Below are 17,419 nucleotides of genomic sequence, written 5' to 3' on the forward strand. Positions count from 1 at the left end.
GCGCCGTAGACCTTGCCGGAGTCGAGCTCCTCCTGGGCCCGGGCGAGGCTCAGCTCGCGCCATTGCGCCTTGCCGCCGGCCGGGTCGGCGGCGATGGCGGCGGTGATCTGCGTCCCCAGGTTCTGCCGCTGCCCCGGCGGCGGCTTGCCCCTGTCCTCGTTGACGAGGGCGATGGGCAGGTCGCGCAGTTCCGCATTGGGATTGACGATTCCGCCCATGTAGAGCAGCGACAGCAGCAGGGCGAGCAGCCCCGTCAGGATCGTGGGGACCAGCCACAGCTGGGGGCGGCGCACCAGGGCCGCGGCAGTGGCTTCGGGGGCGACGGTCGGGGACATCGGTCTCCGTAGCTTCCCGGCGGGCCGGGATCGAGGGGCGGTGGGAGCGGTGGTGCCGCACGGCACCCTCAGGATGGTCTGCCCATCAGGGAAGGCCGCCGTACTCCTCGCCCTCCGGCCGCGAACCCGCGTCCGGGACCACCGGAACGGCCCACCCCCGGCGTGCGGCTACCAGGCCCATCGGAAGCCGGCGGCCGCGTGTTCGAGTGCCGGGACGAACCGGTGGACCGAGCCGTCCGGGGCGAGCGCGGCCGGTGTCTCGCCGAGGACCGTGCCGTCCCTGTGGTGGTCCTAGGTCGCCCACCAGACGCGGGCCGGGCGCGGTGACGGCGGGAACTCGGCGACCAGGTCCACGTTGTCGGCCCGGGCATGCGCGACCCTCCGAGGCGCTGGTCCGGCGGGTGGACGGCGACGGGGCCACGCCGCGCCGTTCCAGCGGCTCATGTCCGGCGCCTCGACGCCCACGGCGGACGAGCAGCGGGTCCCGGGGACGAGTGCCCCGGAGCCGGGTGCGATTCCGGGCGACGGAGCCGGCCCTGAAGAGTACGAGACGGCCACCCCCGCCGCGGACCCGGACTCCGACTCCGGCTCGGACTCCCACTCCGGTCTGGTGCCCGACTCCCCTCTGGTGCCCGACTCCGGCCTGACGTCCGAGTCCGGCACGGAGACCGGCTCGGACACCGACTCCGGGGGCGGCGTCGCCCTGTCCCCCGACGGGCGGACGCTGGTCCTGGACGGCGGACGGACGGGGCCGACCCTGTGGGACCTGTCCGCCGCGGGGGAGGCCCGGCGGACGCAGACCATCCCCGGCACGACCCCGGGGGCCGGCCCCTCTTCAGCGAGGACGGCAGCATTCTCCGGTCCGGGGCCCGTGGCTGGCGGTTGCCCGACTCGGGCACGGGCAAGGCCGAGCCCCTCCACGACCTCCCCATGCCCAAGGGGGCCCACACGATGGACGTGTTGGTGCAGGGGAGCTGGGGCGCGCTCGCCACCACCTCCGGATTCCGGGACTTCACCACCTGGCTCGTACGACCGGACATGGAGCCGGTGGCGCTCGGGAAGGACGGCTTCGCCGAACATCCGCGAGCGTTCGCCCTTCCGCCGGGCCGTCTCCTGCTCGGCTACTCGGAACTCCTCGTAAGGGACGTCACCGAAGCGGTGACGGCCGCCCGTGATCCCCGGGCCGCCGCCTGTGCGGCAGTCGGCGGGGGCCTCACCCGTACCGAACTCGACACCTCTGCCAAGGGCGCCACCTGGCACCCGGCCTGCCCGGGCACGTGACCGCCTGCGCAACCCGCTCCCGGGGGTGTGGAGCGTGGTCGCCGACGTCGAGCGGGCGGAGCCCCGGCTCCTTGAGGGCCCCGGTCGGCGCCGGGCGGCGCGGCCCGGGCGGGGTTCAGGCGGTGCAGGTGATCGAGAAGGGCACCGGGTTGGAGGTGGCGCGGATGGGGCTCTGGAGTTCCACGGCCATCCCGGTCGCCAGGATGCCCGTCTTCGCGTAGGCCGTCACGCGCACGGTGTCGCGCTTCGTCGGTTCGGCCTTGTCCCCGATCGACAGGGTGCGCCAGTGCGGATCCACCACGGAGCCGTCGCCGGACACCCAGCGGTAGGAGATCAGCGTCGGCTCGGACGCGGTGAAGGTCGCGGTGAACGCCGGGGCCCGGCCTTCGGGGATCGGGCAGCCGCCCGTGTAGGTCGTGTTCGCGCCCGCCACCGACATCCGCACGCCCGAACCGGCTCCGGTGGTCCCGTGGTCGCCGTTCAGCGCGTAGGCGATCCCGCCGCCGATCAGTACGCAGGCGGCCACGCCGGCCGCGACGAAGGCCGCCGTACGGCGCCTGCGGGGCCGGGCGGCGGGCACCCCGGTCACGGGCTCCGCAACGGCCGGTGCCCTGGCGGGTTCGGCGGGGTCCGGCAGGATGCGGGCGCCGGCGATCGTGGTGGCGTCCGGGTGCGCGATGTCCCGGAGGGCCTCGGCGGCCTCGGAGGAAGGGGTCCGCTCCGCGGGCTCCTTGCGGAGCAGCCCGGCGATGACCGGGGCGAGCGGTCCGGCGCGGGTGGGCACCGGCGGTTCCTCGTCCACGACGGCCCGCAGGGTGCTCAGCGCGGTGTCCTGCCGGAACGGGGAGATGCCCTCCACCGCCGCGTACAGCAGCACACCGAGGGACCACAGGTCGGACTCGGGGCCCGAAGGGCGGCCCAGCGCCCGCTCCGGCGGCAGGTATTCGGGGGAGCCGACCAACTCGCCGGTCATGGTCAGCGCGGTGCTGCCCTCGACCATCGCGATACCGAAGTCGCTGAGCACGACCCGCCCGTCCTCGGCGAGCAGTACGTTCGCCGGCTTCACGTCCCGGTGCTCCACCCCGACGGCATGCGCGGCGCGCAGCGCGCTCAGCACCTCCCCGCCGATGTGCGCGGCGTGGCGGGGGGGCAGCGGCCCCCCGGCCCGCAGCAGATCGGCCAGCGACTGCCCGCGGATCAGTTCCATCACGATCCAGGGCCGGTCGTCCTCCATGACCACGTCGTGGACCGTGACCACGTTGCGGTCGGGTATCCGGGCCGCCGCCCACGCCTCCCGCTCCAGCCGGCTGTACATCCGCGTGATGTCACCGGCCCGCAGACCGGCCGGAGCCCGTACCTCCTTGACCGCGACCTCCCGGTACAGGGTCTCGTCGTGGGCCCGCCACACGGTGCCCATACCGCCTTCGCCGAGCCGGGACAGCAACCGGTAGCGGCCCGCGATCAGCCGGTACCCGCCCGCCGCGACCGGCGCGCCCCCGGCGGTGACCGGGTCCCCGGCCGCGCCTGCGGGGGGCGCCGTGAACGCGGTCTCCGTCACGGTCTCGTTCTCCTCGTTGTACATGGGGCGGTTCTCCTTCTTGTCGCCGGCCGACGCGAACATCACGTACGGCCCCGGCCCCCGGTTCAGCGGTAGAGCCCGCCGCGGTGTTCCGGCCGCGCGCCGGTGACGAGGTCGAGGCGTCCGTGGTCCGGCCCGATCCGGAGAAGGTCGTGTACACCACGCTGAACGGAGTCGTCTGCCTCACGCGCGCCGGTGACCCGGTGTGGGCGTCGGCCTTCGAGCCGCACTCCGACGTGCGTCACGGCCATCGGCCCGGATGTTCGCTGTCCCTGGACGGCCGCACCGTGTGGGTGTACCGGCCGGACGTGATGGCGCAGCGCCGGGTCGGGGACCAGTGGGTCGTGTACGACGCCGACAGCGGGGAGGTCCTCGCCCGTCGGGAGTTGGAGACCGTCGGGCACGGTGGTCTCCACCACGTGCACCCGGCCGACGGCAGTGTGTACCTCACCATCGGCGAGGGCCAGGACGGGCCGTCGTCCTGCGGGGTGTGAAACGTCCCGTCGGCGGCGGCGCGAGGCCGCGTCCGCCTGACCCGGTGACACGGCATGGCCCGGGGTGGAGAATCGGAAACGCACTGACATGGGGCCGAGGGGCGGGGGCGCTGATGGGTCGGGCACTGCGCGTGGGGTTCGTGGTTCTGCCGGTGGGGTTCGTGCTCTGGTACGCCTCGTACTACACCACGATCGCGGTCTGGGAGTTGCGCAAGCTCTTCGCCTGGTTCGCCCTGCCCCTGCTGGCCGCTGCGGCCACCCTGGTGGGCGGGCTGGTGGTGGGACGGCTGCGGCGCCGGGCCGGGCGCGGCGCGGGCGCCGGGAACGCGGCCGTCGCCCTCGGGTGCCTGGGTGCCGTCGTCGGGCTGGGCCTCACCGTCGGCTGGCTGGTGTACAGCTCGTACCTGCAGGACCGGGCGTACATGGCCACCGCGCAGGTCGTGACCGGGCCCGTACCGGCGCTGGCGGCACGGGTGCCGTACGTGGCCGGCGAGGCGCAGGCCGCCCCGCACCTGGGTGATGTCACCGGCGAGATATCCGACATCACCTACCTGCCGGACTCGGACCGGTTCGCCACGCTGGTGGAGCGCCGCGGCTGGCTGGCAGGGTACGAGGTGGGCCTCGTGCAGGACGTCCCGCTCGGCGGCGAGAGCCGCAGCCAGGAGCGCTGCGCGTTCGACGTGTCCGAGGCGGACGCCAGGATCAGCGGCTGGTTCACCCACAACCTCGGCCGGAAGATCTCCGCCGAGAAGCGCTGGGTCCGGTTCGAGGCCGACGACGTCTACGTGACCTGCTCGGGCGGCACACCGGTCGTCGTCGTCCCGCTCAAGCGGCAGACCGGGTTCCTCGTGGTGACCGAACGCCCCGCGGGGGTCGCGCTCTACGACGGGCGGACCGGAAAGCTCACCCTCACCACCGACACCTCCGCCGTTCCCGGCCCGTCCTATCCGATCAGCCTCGCCGCCCGTCAGCGGGAAGGGACGGCCGCGGTGGGCGGCTTCAGCGACTGGTGGTTCGAGCGCAGCGGATGGGATGCCTCCGAGGACGGCGCCAACGAGGGCAACGAGTCCGAGTTCACCCTGCGGTACGCCGAAGAGGCCGGGCGCAGCGCGTACGTCACCCCGCTCACGCCACAGGGGGAGGCCAGTTCGGTCGTGGCCGTGTCCGCGGTGCCCACCCGCCACCAGGGCGGCGGACTCGCGCCGATGACCGTCCATCGCCTCGATCCGGCGTGGTCGTCACCGAAGGCGCTCGTCGCCCTGATCAAGGCCGAGTACCGGGACGTCTGCTGCTACAACGACGACCAGGTGTTCGAGGTTGTACCCACCGGGGGCGGGACATGGACGGCCACCGTCGGCAGCGAGCAGAACGTCCGCTACCGGGTGGAGGGGAAGGGCCAGGTGGGCGGCCGTGAGGCGACCTGTCTGAAGGCCGCCGACGGAGCGCTCATCCGGTGCGCGTACGTGGTGCCCGGATCGCCCGAGGAGCAGGAGCTCAAACGGCGGGAGCAGCAGAAACAGCAGCAGGAGGGCGCGAAGAACCCAGAGGATCCGGGCGACCTGACGGGTTATACGAACGAGCAGCTCGCTGAGCTCCAGCGCCGGATGACCGAGGAGATCGGCCGCCGTCTGAAGGCCGGCTGACGACGGGACCGAGCACGCGAGGCGGCCCCGAAGGATGCGGCCCGAGGATCGTCCGGGCCGCGCGGCCCGGCTCCTCACCGCTTCGATCCGGTCACCCTGGTGGGCCGTTCGGTGAACCGGGCGTGGCCGCCACCTGGGCAGCAGGTGCGGGAGCCCGCGTCACGCCGGTCGGTGTACCGCGCTCCCGCATGCTGCGGACCTGCGGGCCCCCGGCGGGAGCTGCGCGAACCGCCCCCCGGGCGACCGGCCGCCGAACGGACTGTCCGTAAATCGACCGCCCAAGTGCGATGGACCTTCATGCCTGGCAGGCTCAGCCCCAGTTGAGCACTACATGAAAGCTCTAGCGCCCCAAACATCCTTTGAATCGAAAGTGGGTCTTGTCATGCGTCGCCGCTTAGCCACCGTCTCCGCCGCCGCTCTCCTCTGCCTCGCCGGCACCGCGGGCCTGGCGGAGGCGAGCCCCACGAGCCTGTACGCACCCTCGGCGATGGTCTTCACCGTCACCCAGGGGGACGACGCCGCCACGGGCACGGTCCTGCGTGCGGCCGTCCTCAGCTGCGCCTACACCGCCGAGGGCACGCACCCCGCCCCCAGGGCCGCGTGCGACGCCCTCAACGCCACCGGTGGCGAGTTCGACCGCCTGCTGGCCGCTCCGAATCCGGGCCGGGTGTGCCCGAAGCACTACGACCCCGTCACTGTCACGGCGGACGGCGTATGGCGTGGTGACCGCGTCGCATGGAAGCACACCTTCTCCAACGCGTGCGTGATGTCCGCGACCCTGAACGACAACGCCCTCTACGCGTTCTGACGCGGCGGCTCGTGGCCGTGCCGGGGCCGTGGCGCGGGGGCCGGGGCCGGCGGCCACTTGGGGGTGGCGGCGGCCGGACCCCGGCGGGCCGGCGGCCCGGCGGGGGGGGGGGGGGGGGCGCCTGCCGCCGTGCCAGGGACACCCCCGTCACGGGCGTACCGTTCTCTCCCTGGGATCGGCGGGTGGCGGCCCGCCTGGGTGCGCCGTTCAGTTCTGCCAGGGGGTCCAGCTGCCGCTGTTCAGACGGTGCCGGGACCAGCGCTCACCGTCCATGCCGATGATCGAGATGGTCGGGTTCCAGGTGTTGTTGCCTTCGATGCGGACCCCACTGCGCACGGTGCCGCCCATGGAGGTCCACGGGCTCCAGGAACCGCCGGCGTACTGCCAGCGGGTCCACACCGCGAAGTCGGTGCCGATGATGAAGACCTGACGGTTTCCGGCCGGGTACGTCAGCCAGGCCTCGCCGTACTCACAGATGTAGTCACCGCCGAGGCCGGACACGTGACAGAAGCCGGCAGCGGCTGCGGGCGTCGCCGCCTGCGCAGGGGCGCCGGTGACGCCGACGAGGGCGGCTCCGGAGAGTGCGAGGGTGGTGACCGCGAGGGCGGAGCGGCGGAGGATGGCCGAGGTCATGTGTGTACTCCCCAATCGGATGGCGGAACGATTCGACGCCCCGAACACTTCCACCGGCCGCCAACGATGCTCTAACGGCCCGCTAACGGTCGGTCCGCCCGCCCGCCCGCATGCCCGCACTGCTCCGGCCGCCATGTGTTCGAGAGCGGAATCTGCGTTCCATGATTGGCCGAGGCCGTACTCATGCCACCGGAACAATCCGACTTATCCTCAGTCAGGGGCTGCCTGTACATGGGCGGACCGGTAGGAAGTGGTACGGATCGACAAGGGTGGGGTCTGTGCAGTTCCGCGTGTTGGGGCCGGTCTCCGTAACGACGACGAACGGAGCTCCGCTCCCGCTCGGCCCTGCCAAACGCCGGAGCCTGCTCGCCATGCTGCTGGCCCACCCGAACACGCCCGTCGGCGTCGACCGGCTCACCGAGGCGTTGTGGGACGAGGAACCGCCGAGGCACGCGCGCACCGTGCTGCAGGGACACGTCTCCCGGCTCCGGGCGGTCCTCGCACAGCACGACGCGGCGGCACACGGCGTGGAACTCCTCACGCAGGGAGCGGCGTACCGGCTGCGCCTGCCCGAAGCGCTCGTGGACGCCTACCGCTTCGAGGAGTCGCTCCGGCGCGTCCGGCAGGGCGCCGACCCGGGGCAGGCCGTGGCGGTCCTTCGCGAGGCACTGGGGCTGTGGCAGGGGCCGGCGTTCGCCGGGACCGTGCACAGCGCACCGCTGGAGGCTCCCGCGCACGCGCTGGAGGAGCTGCGTCTGACGGCCGTAGAGGCGCTGGCGCGCGCGTACGGGCAACTGGGCGACCACGGGGCGGCCGCGTCCGTGCTGCGCGCCGAAGCCACCGCCCACTCCCTGCGGGAGCCGCTCGTGGCGCAGCTGATGCTGGCCCTGGGCCGGGCGGGCCGACAGGCGGACGCGCTGGACTGGTTCCACCGTACGCGGAAGCTGCTCGCCGACGAGATCGGCGTCGACCCCGGCCCGGTGCTCACCGACGCGTACCGCACCCTCCTCAGCGACACCGGCACCGGCACCGGCACCGACGCCCACACCCCCGCCGATGCCGATGCCGACAACGAGACGGCCCGGTCGCCGGTCGACCGGCCGCACGAGGCCGCCGTGGCCGTAGGGCCGGCCGGCACCCCCCACCTGCTGCCCCGCCGCCCCCGGGGTTTCATCGCTCGGCAGGACGAACTCGCCGCCCTCGACCGCATCACGACCGCGGTACCGGGCCCCATCGTCACGCTCACGGGCAGTGCCGGCGTCGGCAAGACCGCGCTCGCCGTGCACTGGTCGCACCGGCGCCGCACCGACTTCCCCGGTGGCACCCTCTTCGCCGACCTGTGCGGGTTCAGCCCCTCCCCGGCCCGGGACACCTGCGCCGTGCTCCGCGAGTTCCTGCTCGCGCTCGGCGTCCCGGTCGAGCGGATGCCGGGCTCGCCCGCCGCCCTCGGGGCCCGCTACCGCGAACTGACCACCGGACGCCGACTGCTGGTCGTACTGGACAATGCCGTCGACTCCGAGCAGATCCGCCCGTTGCTGCCCGGCGGTGACGAGTGCGTCACCCTCGTCACCAGCCGCGACCGGCTCGACGGCCTGGTGGCCACCGACGCCGCCCGCCCGGTGACGGTCCGCGCGTTGCCCGCCGCCGACTCGACGGCGCTGCTGGCCGCCGTGCTGGGCCCGGAACCGGTGGCCGCAGAACCGGAGGCCGCGACGCGACTGGCCGGCCTGTGCGACGGACTGCCGCTCGCGCTGCGCGTCGCCGCCGCCCGGCTCGCCACCCGTCCGCACCGCGGGCTGGCCTCCTTCGCCGGTGAACTCGCCGACGAGCAACACCGGCTGGACCTGCTCAAGGCGGAGGACACCGGCGTCGCCGCAGCGCTCGGCCTCAGCCTGCGGCATCTGCCCGAACCGGCCCGCAGGCTGTTCCACCACCTCGGCCCGCACACCGGCGCCACGCTCGACACCGGCACCGCCGCCGCGCTCGCCGATTGCCCGCCGCCCCAGGCCGCGCTGGCGCTCGACCAGTTGGCCGCGGCCCAGTTGGTCGTCGAGACGGGCCCGCAGTCCTACGTGCTGCACGATCTGGTACGCCTCTTCGCCCGCAGCCTGGCACCCGGTCACGAACCCGCCGGGCTGCTGCGGCTGCTCGACCACTGGGTGCAGACCCTCCTCGGGGCGTGCGCCGCCGCGGAACCCGGCGGCGAACCGTGCTGCGCCATCCCGGCCGGGGCCCGGCGCTCGGCCGAGACCCGCCGGTTCGCCGACCGGACGGCCGCGCTCGCCTGGTACTCCGCCGAACGCGGCACCCTGCGGGCAACGGTCGAGGCCGCCGTCGCGGCGGGCCTCCACGACCGGGCCTGGCGGCTGGTCCTGCTCCAGTGGCCGCTCATCGTCTGGCAGGTCCGCGACGGCTGGGTGCCGCTGCTCGAACAGGGTCTGGCGTCCGCGGAACTGGACGGTGACCCGGCGGCCCAGTCCCGGGCGTTGGCCCTGCTCGGCTGGGTGCTGTCCGAGGAAGGCCGGCCCGAGGAGGCCCTGACCCGGTTGGAGCGAGCCCCTGACCTCGCGGTCCGCGCGCGAGACGTCGCCGGGGAGGCGGTCGCCCGGATCAACCTGGCCGTCGCGCTCATGCGGCACGGAGACCGCGAGCGGCCGGGCGGCCTGTTGGCCGACGCCCTCGCCCTGGCCGAGCGGGAGGGCCTCACCGAGACCGTCACCCTGGCGCACCAGCACCTCGCCCAGCACCTGCTGTCGGTCGGCGCCGCCGCCGAAGCCGCCGAACACGCGGGGCGCGGCCTCACGCTCGCCGCGCCTCTGCTGGCGGCCCCCCGGCGGGTGGTCCTGCGCACCCTGCACGGCGAGGCGCTGGCCGCCGTGGGACGTACCGGCGATGCCGTACGACAGCTCTGCGAAGCCATCCGGGAGGCCCGGGCCAACGCCTACGAGGAGGGCGAGGTCGCCGCGCGGGCGGCACTGCGGGGGCTTGCGGAGCCGGAGCCGGAGCGGGGACCGGCGTGGAGCGGGGGCGCGCGGGGACGGTCCACGCCCAGCGGGGGCCGCACCGGTTCACGCCCCGGCGGATCGCCGTCGGCGTGAGGTCCGGTCCGCCCGGCCGCCCATAGTGCCCGCTGCCCGTCGCCAGGGAGGGGGCGGGGGAGCGAGGCCACGGACCTGAGGACTGGACCTCAAGTGCGGTTGAGATCCTACGGTGTTGTGCGTAGACGATCTCGAAGAGAGCGAACGGAGCGGATCCGCCATGGAGTACTCGCACGACGACGCAGGACTGGTCCGGCAGCCCATCGGATACTGGAGCTGGGCCGCCTCGGACGCGGTGGTCACCCGTATCAGGGCCGTACTCGCCGGAATCGGCACCACCCAGCCGCAGGCATGGATCCTGGACCGGATCGCCACGGCCGAGACGCCGCCGACACGCGACCGGGTGACCGGGGTGCTGAGCGGTTACGCGGCCGTGGGCATCGACGACCTCGACGAGGAGATCGACGCCACCATCGCCCGTGGCTGGGTCACGCAGGACCCGGACGGTCAGCTCGAACTCACCGACGGGGGACGGGACTTCCACGCCCAGGTTGCCCTGACCCAGGCGGAGCTGTGGCGGGAGCGGCACCGGGGCATCCCGAACGAGGAGTACGTGATCACCCTGAAGGTCCTCCAGCGGTTCATCCACAACACTGGAGGCCACGCCTGGCACCACTGACCCCGTCAGTCCGGTACGCCCCGGGCGCGCCTCCCGCAGAGGCCGGCGCCGGAACCCGGCAGATCTTGACCCCAACGGGTGGTATGCCTTCTCAATGCCCCTTCGCCCACGCCCGAAGGGTGTCAGCCTGTGCCGGGGACCGGCCGTTCCGCCGCGCCGGGTGCGCCGAGCGGCTCACGTCCTGGCGTTCAGGCGACCGCTTCGCCCCCGTGGTTGGTGCGGACACCGGCCGAAGTGATCTCATGGGTGATCACGACGGTCGGCAGAGCGGCCGAACGCGTGGGAAGGACATGTGGTGGTCGAGCGGGAAGCCGTGAGTGTCACGGTCACGGGATTGGTCGAGGCCGCCGCGGACGGCCAGAGCGGCGCCCTGTGGCGGCTACGGCAGAATGGCCGGCAGCTCGACGCGAATGTGGTGCGCCTCCTGCCGGGCGGCGAAATCGCCGTACACCGGGAGCCGGAGGTGGACGTCCTGCTCGCCGTCGTGCAGGGCGGCGGTTCCCTGACCTTGGACGGCGCCGGGGTGGAGGTCGTGCCCGGCTCCCTCACCCTGCTGCCGCGCGGATCCGCCCGTTCGCTGCGGGCCGGCCCCGAGGGGTTGGTGTTCCTCACCGCGCACCGCAGGCGGGCCGGCATGGCCATCGGCCGGCCGCCCAGCACCGAACCTCGCACCCCGCAGTGCCCGCTCCACCTCGTCTGCGAGCAGTGCCACCGGCATGCCATAGAGGCCGACGCCCGGTACTGCAGCTGGTGCGGTACCCGCCTCATCCCCCGGGCCGCCACGGAGTGACACCCCTGAGGCGGCGATGTGGTGACGACTGGTCACCAGTCCGCGCGGCCGTGCTCCGGTCCGGCCCCGCGGCTGGGACAGCGGGGCCGGGAGGCCCTCGGGATCAGCTCCTGGCGACCTGGCCGGCGGGCCGCATGTCCGTCCAGTGCCTCTCCGTGTACGCGGCGCAGCCCTCTCGGCTGTCCTCGCCGTGCACCACGGTCCAGTCCGCGGGTACCTCCGCGAAGGCGGGCCAGAGCGAGTGCTGGTTCTCGGCGTTCACGAGCACGAAGTAGCGGGCGTCGTCGTCTTCGAAGGGGTTGGTGGCCACGGTGTCTCTCCTTGAGTGATGAGGTCGGGGCAGCGATGCCCCTCGAAAGCGGTCCCCGTGCGAGCGGGCGCTCAGTCCCGGGGCTTGGCGCGGTCGCTCACCCCGCCGACAGGGTCATCCGGTCGACTGTCCGGAGACAGGAGGGGGTCGTCGAGCTGCACGATCCGGTACCCGACCCGGCGGCTCGCCGCCTTGGGGGGTCTGCGCCGCCGGCTCGCACCGGCCTTCTCCGAGCGCGCCCGCTGGGCTGCCCCGATCAGGGCTTCGACCGGCGGTGCCTCGGCGCGCAGACGGTTGAACCTGCGCACGGAGATGCCCACGAGGGTCGCCGCGGCCGGCCAGGTGGCCCCTTTGCGGATGGCGTTCAGCATCAGGTGTAACGCGGCCGGGCTCGGCGCCGGCCCGGGTCTCAGCCCGTGCGCCTCGGCCAGTGCGTGCGCGGCGCCGAGCGCCGTCGCGAAACTGGCGTCGATCTCCAGCCATTCGCGCAGAATGCGCTCGGGAACACCGGCCGCGGCCGCGCACCCGGGGATGGTCAGTCCTTGGGCCGCCCCGCGGAGGGCATCCGCCATCCGGGCGATCGTTTCCTCCCGCTGACTGGGCGTGCGGTGCAGCGCGTCGCGCAGTGCCCGGTCCATCTCCTCCTGCGCGCTCATCCAAGCCAGCACGTCGTCGGCCCACTCGTCCTGCTGCGCTTGGTCTCGGCCTTTGTCCTGCATCCCCGCCCCCTCCTCTCTTAGGCAAGCCTAACCTAAAAAGGGAGGTGTGGGGAGATGGGGAGACCGCGTCGTCGGATTCGCCCGGCGCGCCGGGTCAGCTGAATCATGCGCGCCCGCAAGGCGGTTGAACTGCCTCCATCCAGGTGTGCGAGGGGTTGCGATAGGTTGCCTGTCATGACTGAACTCGGATCTGTCGCCTGGCCACCTGGCCCGTCAAGGACCGAACGGCTGGTACTCCGCCAGTCCGAGGCGCGTGATCGTGCGGCGTTCATCGAGTTGTTCGCATCGCCGGAGGTGGGCGCCTACGTCGGTGGCCCACGACCGCGTGCCGAGCTGGAACGCGCGGTGCCGGAGGTGCCCGGGCGGCGCCCCGGCTTCTTCGTGATCGAGGTCGACGGAGCGATGATCGGCATGGTCACACTCGATCGGCGCGACCCGGAGCGTCCGGGGCACGTCCGTCCGGAGGCCGGAGAGGTCGAGCTCGGCTACATGTTCCTGCCGGAGGCGTGGGGACACGGGTACGCCGCCGAGGCGTGCGCGGCCGCACTCGACTGGTGCGCCCACGCGTTTCCGGACGAGCCGGTGGTCCTCTGCACCCAGAGCGCCAACGACCGTGCCGTGCGCCTCGCGGCGAAGCTGGGATTCACCGAGGTGGAGAGGTTCGAGGAGTTCGGCGCCGAGCAGTGGTTCGGCGTGCGGTCCACGGTCACGCCGTCCGGTTGAGCTCTCGGCCGCCGGCGACGATGTATCCACCCACGGAAGGACGCGAACGGCGGCGGGGCGCCCCGGAACAGGGGCGCCCGCGCGTCAGGCGACGGCGGTGCCCTCCAGCTCGACCATCTGGCCGGGAATCGCCAGGCGTGCCACCCCGAGCATCGTGGTGGTCGGCGCCACCCCGACGGCGCCCAACCGCGCCGCCAGTCCGCCGTAGTGCTGGAAGAGCAGGTCGACGTCGGTCGTGTACACGTTGAGCCGCACGAGGTTCGCGAGAGACATGCCGGCCTCGCCGAGCACGGCTTCCAGGTTGTCGATGCTCAGCGTCAACTGGGCCGCCATGTCGCCGTCATGCAGGGGCTTGCCGTCGCCGCTCATCGCCGTCTGCCCCGAGACGTACAGGGTCCGTGTGTGCCCGGAGACGATCTCACCCTGGTTGAACCCCATCTCCACCGACCACGTCACCGGGTTGACCGCCGTTCGCTGCATTGCCACGTCAGCTCCATTCGATTCATCGGGAGTACGTACGTCCATCGGCTCGGCAGCCGCCGGCCTCGACGTCGTGCTGACGAGCCTCCCAACACATCACGACACCCTCTGTCATGTATTCCGTTAAGGTTCCCGCATGCGCGCCGACCGGCTGGTCTCACTGGTGCTGCTGCTGCGCCGGCACGGTCGGTTGACCGCGGACACGCTGGCACGCGAGCTGCAGGTTTCCACCCGCACCGTGCTGCGCGACATCGAGGCACTGTCGGCAGCCGGCGTCCCGGTCTACGCCGAGCGCGGCCGGCACGGCGGTTTCTCGTTGTTGCCCGGCTTCCGGACCGAGCTGACCGGACTGAACCATGACGAGGCCCTGGCCCTGCTGGCCGCCGGATCGGGGCGCGGTGAGCAGACCTTCGGCCTGGGCCCGGCCCTCGCCTCGGCCATGCGCAAGGTGGTCGACGCGCTGCCCGAAAGCCACCGGACCACCGCGAGCGACGCGGCCCGGCGATTCCTCGTCGAGCCGGAGACCGACCTCCTCTCACGCCGATCGGGCGCCGACGACATACCCGGCACCACGATGAGCGAGGTCCGGCGCGCGGTGCTCGCCGGACACAAGCTGCGCATCCACTACGCGGCCACCGGCCGACCACCGCGGTGGCGCACGGTCGACCCGGTCGGGCTGGTCACCGTGCGCGACCGGGTGTACCTGCTGGCCACGAGATCCGGCGCGGACCGCACCTACCGGCTGTCGCGGGTGCTGGCCGCAGAGGAACTCCCCGAAACGGCAGAGCGGCCGAACCACGTCGACCTGGACCGGATCTGGCGGGAACGCTCCGCGCGGTTCCTCAGCGGCGACCACATCACGGTGCTGGTGCTGGTGAACCCGGTGCGGCGGGAGGACCTGCTCGCCACCGCGGTGGCCGTCCGCGCGGAAGAGCCCGACCCGGACGGCCGACTGCGGCTGGAGCTGATCTTCCAGGATTCACGACACGCCGAATGGGCGCTGTGGCAGCTGGGCACGGACGCGGAAGCCCTGGCCCCGCAGGCGCTGCGGACCGCCCTGCGCGACCGCGCCGCGGCGCTCGCCGCCCGCTACACGGACTCGTTGTGACGACCGGTCAGCGCCTCGGCCACCTGAGATCCGGTCGCAGCCGGCGGTGTCACCTGCGTCGACTCCCCGGTTCGGCTCGGTCGGCTGGGGTGTGACGCGACCTCCGGGGCGGCTGCGGTCGGACCGTCCGGGCGCGGGGCCGGTTTCCCGGAGGTCGTGGAATCAGGCGGGCCGGAGTGCGGCGTTCTCGGGTTCGAACGTGCATATCCGGTCAAGCTGAGTGGCCGTCGGGTGAACCGCGCGTGCCCGGCAGCAGGTCAGGGCGGGGTGAAGAGGTGTGTCGGCGGCGGCCCGACCGGCGACGGGGTGCGCCGACGGAGCGGGGGCGCCCCCTGTGAGCTGCCCGAACGACCATTCGGTCGCCGATATACGGATGCTCTGTCCGTAAATCGGTCCTGGAGATGCAACTTGCCTTCGCGTCGGACAGTCTGATCCCGCAACGTCGCGATATCGAAACCAAATATCGCGTTCAACCTTTGAATCGAAAGAGAGTTCCGTCGTGCGTCACCGCATCGCAGCTGCCTCCGCCGCCACGCTCCTCTGTCTGGCCGGCACCACGGGCGTGGCAGCCGCTCAACCCTCCAGCCTGTACGCCCCGTCCGCGCTCGTGTTCACCGTCGCCCAGGGCGACGACGCCACCGAGTCCACCGTCGTCCGGGCCTCGACCCTCAGCTGCGCCCCGACCGCGCTGGGCACCCACCCGGACCCGCAGGCCGCCTGCGCCGCCCTCAACTCCACGGAGGGAGCGCTGGACCGCCTGCTGGCCTCGCCGAACCCGGACCGCGTCTGCCCGATGCACTACGCCCCGGTCACCGTGACCGCCGACGGCGTGTGGAAGGGCAGCCGCGTCGCGTGGAAGTACACCTTCTCCAACACCTGCGTGATGGCCGCGACCCTCAACGGGAGCCCCGTCTTCGCCTTCTGATCCCGCGTCGGACCTGTGCCGCGCAGGCGCCGGGCGTGTTCCGGGCAGTCCCGTGGAGCGCGCCCCCTCACGGGCCGTCCGCCGGCCCGGAGGAGCGAGACGCTTCCCCCTCCACAGGTCCGCACCTCCGCACCGCTACGTGTTCAGCTCCAGGGTCGAGACGGTGACGTGGTCCACCCGCATCGCATGACCCGGCTCGGTGGCCGGACCCGCGCTCGCGCCGTCGGCGTCCGCGGTCACCCGGTGGTAAAGGCGCCCGTCCAGATGCCAGCGCACCTCCTCCGCACCGGGCGCGAGATCGACCTCGACGGCGTACGAGTGGAACGCCGTACGGCGGCCCGCGCACGGTTGCGGACCGGAGGTCAGGCTCCTCGACGTACACGATCGGTGCACCCTGCGCCCGCAGCGGCGTCAGTGTCCTCTCCCACGCCTCGGCCAGCAGCCCGGCGTCGTCGGTGTACCGGTTGAGCGAGGCGATCACGATGAGGCGCGGCTTCGGCTGCTGCCGCAGCCGCTCCAGGGTGTCCGCCCGCCTGGCGTCGCACTCCCGGTAGGCGCGGCCGAGCTGCGGACTGTCCACCGCGAGCTCCGGCAGCGGGCAGCCCTGCTTCACCAACTCCTGCAGCGCCCAGCCCCGCTGCGAGGCCAGTGCCGGCATCGGGAAGAACCACTGCCCGGCATGCGAGTCGCCGAGCGGCACGATCCGGTCCGGGCCGTCCACCGCGCCGAACAGGCAGTCCGGACTGCGCGTCTCGGCCGGGGCTGGCCACGGGCAGCACGATCGCCGAGACGCCCACCGACAGGCCACGGCGCGGGAGTTCGGAGACCGTACGGCTGCGGCGCAGCGGCTGCTCGACCCATTCCGGGGCGGGTCGGGGGGTCAGGCGGTGGTGAAGATCCGGTCGAGGTGGTGGTGGAGTACCGCGACCGCCGATTCGGGCTTCCGTTGGCCCGCGAGGATGCTGGTACCCATGGTCGCCGTCATGGCGAGCAGGCTGATCGCCTCCGTGCGCGCGTCGACGTCCGGGTCGGCCAGGCCGGTGTCCTGTGCCTGTCGGAGCAGGCCGGTGACGGCGTTCTCCGCGGCGTCGGGGTTGTCGATGAACGGCTGGGCGGCGAGGGCCTCGTCGGTCACGGACAGGATCGAGTACGAGCTGTAGAGGAGGTGGAAGGTGCGGCCCTCCTCGTCGGTGGGAAGGGAGGCCAGCAGCAGCGCCTCGATGGTCGCGCGGGGGCCGGGGTTCGGGCCGACGGCACGCAGGCGCTCGCCCACGCGTGCGGTGAAGCGGTCGGTGAGGTGCTGGAGTCCGTAGAAGAGCAGCTTCTCCTTCGTCTCGAAGTAGTACTGCACGAGCCGCAGCGACACCCCCGCCTGCGCCGCGACGTCGCGCATGCCGACCGCGTGCAGTCCGCGCCGCCCGGCCACCTGGATGAGCGCCTCGGCGATCTGGGCTCGCCGCTCCTCGTGGTCCACACGCTTCGGCATGGTCGTGTCTCCGCCCGTCGGTGAGTGTTCGCGTTCGCGGTCCGGACCGCCCGGACTCCTTCATGGTACCGCCGTACCATCTTTATGGTACGTTCGTATTACGAAGAACGGATCTTCGAAGAACCGGAGGTGCCCCGTGCCCGAGAACACCACCCGCCCGCGCCGCGACATCGGCCGCTACGTGAACGACGACCTGCGCGACCGGTACTTCGCCGCCTGCGAGGCCGTGTACGCGCTGGGCGCGCCCGCCCGCTCCGAGACGGACGTGGAGACGAGCTTCGGCACCACGCATGTCTACCGGTACGGGCCTGTGGACCCCGCCGCCGAGTCGCGCACCCCGGTCGTCCTGATCCACGGCTCCGGCGGTTGTTCCGCCCAGTGGTACCCC

Annotated in this window: 15 protein-coding genes and 4 pseudogenes; 11 read left to right on the forward strand and 8 right to left on the reverse strand. The window is 72.9% G+C overall.

Going from position 1 to position 17,419, the window contains the following annotated elements; genetic code table 11:
* A pseudogene (locus ACWGIU_RS08290) lies at window positions 1–335 on the reverse strand (ABC transporter); the annotation flags it as partial.
* Window positions 336–1,265: 930 nt separating this feature from the next.
* On the opposite strand from ACWGIU_RS08290, the gene ACWGIU_RS08295 reads away from it, so the two are divergent.
* Entirely contained in the window at window positions 1,266–1,616 is a 351-nt protein-coding gene (locus ACWGIU_RS08295) for a hypothetical protein (protein ID WP_453703606.1), read from the forward strand.
* Window positions 1,617–1,731: 115 nt separating this feature from the next.
* Here ACWGIU_RS08295 and ACWGIU_RS08300 read toward each other — a convergent pair whose 3' ends face one another.
* The gene (locus ACWGIU_RS08300; protein ID WP_453703630.1) at window positions 1,732–3,081 is read right to left on the reverse strand and encodes a serine/threonine-protein kinase; all 1,350 of its coding nucleotides are present in this window, start codon (window positions 3,079–3,081) and stop codon (window positions 1,732–1,734) included.
* Window positions 3,082–3,281: 200 nt separating this feature from the next.
* Between ACWGIU_RS08300 and ACWGIU_RS08305 the strand changes: the two are divergent.
* The 3 genes and pseudogenes from ACWGIU_RS08305 to ACWGIU_RS08315 all read left to right on the forward strand — a co-directional run.
* Window positions 3,282–3,668, forward strand: a pseudogene (locus ACWGIU_RS08305) (hypothetical protein); the annotation flags it as partial.
* Between the two features lie 134 nt (window positions 3,669–3,802).
* On the forward strand, window positions 3,803–5,332 hold the full coding sequence (locus tag ACWGIU_RS08310) for a hypothetical protein (RefSeq protein ID WP_453703608.1): 1,530 nt from the start codon (window positions 3,803–3,805) through the stop codon (window positions 5,330–5,332).
* Window positions 5,333–5,714: 382 nt separating this feature from the next.
* The gene (locus tag ACWGIU_RS08315) at window positions 5,715–6,140 is read left to right on the forward strand and encodes a subtilase-type protease inhibitor (RefSeq protein WP_453703610.1); all 426 of its coding nucleotides are present in this window, start codon (window positions 5,715–5,717) and stop codon (window positions 6,138–6,140) included.
* A 207-nt stretch (window positions 6,141–6,347) separates the two neighbouring features.
* Here the strand turns inward: ACWGIU_RS08315 and ACWGIU_RS08320 are convergent, their stop codons facing one another.
* Window positions 6,348–6,773, reverse strand: a complete 426-nt coding sequence (locus ACWGIU_RS08320) for a hypothetical protein (protein WP_453703612.1) — start codon at window positions 6,771–6,773, stop codon at window positions 6,348–6,350.
* A gap of 290 nt (window positions 6,774–7,063) precedes the next feature.
* Between ACWGIU_RS08320 and ACWGIU_RS08325 the strand changes: the two genes are divergently transcribed.
* The 3 genes from ACWGIU_RS08325 (at window position 7,064) to ACWGIU_RS08335 (ending at window position 11,280) form a co-directional block, all read left to right on the forward strand.
* A complete protein-coding gene (locus tag ACWGIU_RS08325) occupies window positions 7,064–9,871 on the forward strand; it encodes a BTAD domain-containing putative transcriptional regulator (RefSeq protein WP_453703632.1) in 2,808 nt (935 codons plus the stop codon).
* Window positions 9,872–10,031: 160 nt separating this feature from the next.
* Window positions 10,032–10,490, forward strand: a complete 459-nt coding sequence (locus ACWGIU_RS08330; protein WP_453703614.1) for a MarR family transcriptional regulator — start codon at window positions 10,032–10,034, stop codon at window positions 10,488–10,490.
* A gap of 295 nt (window positions 10,491–10,785) precedes the next feature.
* Window positions 10,786–11,280 carry a hypothetical protein gene (locus tag ACWGIU_RS08335; protein ID WP_453703616.1) on the forward strand — a complete coding sequence of 165 codons (495 nt, stop codon included), beginning with the start codon at window positions 10,786–10,788 and terminating at the stop codon, window positions 11,278–11,280.
* Between the two features lie 103 nt (window positions 11,281–11,383).
* On the opposite strand, the gene ACWGIU_RS08340 is transcribed toward ACWGIU_RS08335, so the two are convergent.
* Window positions 11,384–11,590: an MbtH family protein gene (locus tag ACWGIU_RS08340; protein WP_453703618.1), complete on the reverse strand. Its 207-nt coding sequence runs from the start codon at window positions 11,588–11,590 to the stop codon at window positions 11,384–11,386.
* Between the two features lie 71 nt (window positions 11,591–11,661).
* Window positions 11,662–12,309: a hypothetical protein gene (locus tag ACWGIU_RS08345; protein ID WP_453703620.1), complete on the reverse strand. Its 648-nt coding sequence runs from the start codon at window positions 12,307–12,309 to the stop codon at window positions 11,662–11,664.
* Window positions 12,310–12,483: 174 nt separating this feature from the next.
* On the opposite strand from ACWGIU_RS08345, the gene ACWGIU_RS08350 reads away from it, so the two are divergent.
* Window positions 12,484–13,032, forward strand: coding sequence for a GNAT family N-acetyltransferase (locus ACWGIU_RS08350; protein WP_453703622.1), 549 nt, complete (start codon window positions 12,484–12,486; stop codon window positions 13,030–13,032).
* Between the two features lie 84 nt (window positions 13,033–13,116).
* Here the strand turns inward: ACWGIU_RS08350 and ACWGIU_RS08355 are convergent, their stop codons facing one another.
* The gene (locus tag ACWGIU_RS08355) at window positions 13,117–13,512 is read right to left on the reverse strand and encodes a RidA family protein (RefSeq protein ID WP_453703633.1); all 396 of its coding nucleotides are present in this window, start codon (window positions 13,510–13,512) and stop codon (window positions 13,117–13,119) included.
* A gap of 136 nt (window positions 13,513–13,648) precedes the next feature.
* Between ACWGIU_RS08355 and ACWGIU_RS08360 the strand changes: the two genes are divergently transcribed.
* Together ACWGIU_RS08360 and ACWGIU_RS08365 are read left to right on the forward strand one after the other, a co-directional pair.
* Window positions 13,649–14,620, forward strand: coding sequence for a helix-turn-helix transcriptional regulator (locus tag ACWGIU_RS08360; RefSeq protein WP_453703624.1), 972 nt, complete (start codon window positions 13,649–13,651; stop codon window positions 14,618–14,620).
* Window positions 14,621–15,119: 499 nt separating this feature from the next.
* The gene (locus ACWGIU_RS08365; RefSeq protein ID WP_453703626.1) at window positions 15,120–15,545 is read left to right on the forward strand and encodes a subtilase-type protease inhibitor; all 426 of its coding nucleotides are present in this window, start codon (window positions 15,120–15,122) and stop codon (window positions 15,543–15,545) included.
* A 169-nt stretch (window positions 15,546–15,714) separates the two neighbouring features.
* On the opposite strand, the pseudogene ACWGIU_RS08370 reads toward ACWGIU_RS08365, so the two are convergent.
* Together ACWGIU_RS08370 and ACWGIU_RS08375 are read right to left on the reverse strand one after the other, a co-directional pair.
* A pseudogene (locus ACWGIU_RS08370) lies at window positions 15,715–16,489 on the reverse strand (SGNH hydrolase domain-containing protein); the annotation flags it as partial.
* On the reverse strand, window positions 16,426–17,031 hold the full coding sequence (locus ACWGIU_RS08375; protein WP_453703628.1) for a TetR/AcrR family transcriptional regulator: 606 nt from the start codon (window positions 17,029–17,031) through the stop codon (window positions 16,426–16,428). The pseudogene ACWGIU_RS08370 and the gene ACWGIU_RS08375, both read right to left, overlap by 64 nt.
* Window positions 17,032–17,167: 136 nt before the next feature.
* Between ACWGIU_RS08375 and ACWGIU_RS08380 the strand changes: the two are divergent.
* Window positions 17,168–17,419 (forward strand): annotated as a pseudogene (locus ACWGIU_RS08380) (alpha/beta fold hydrolase); the annotation flags it as partial.

Source organism: Streptomyces sp. NPDC054840, assembly GCF_053611065.1.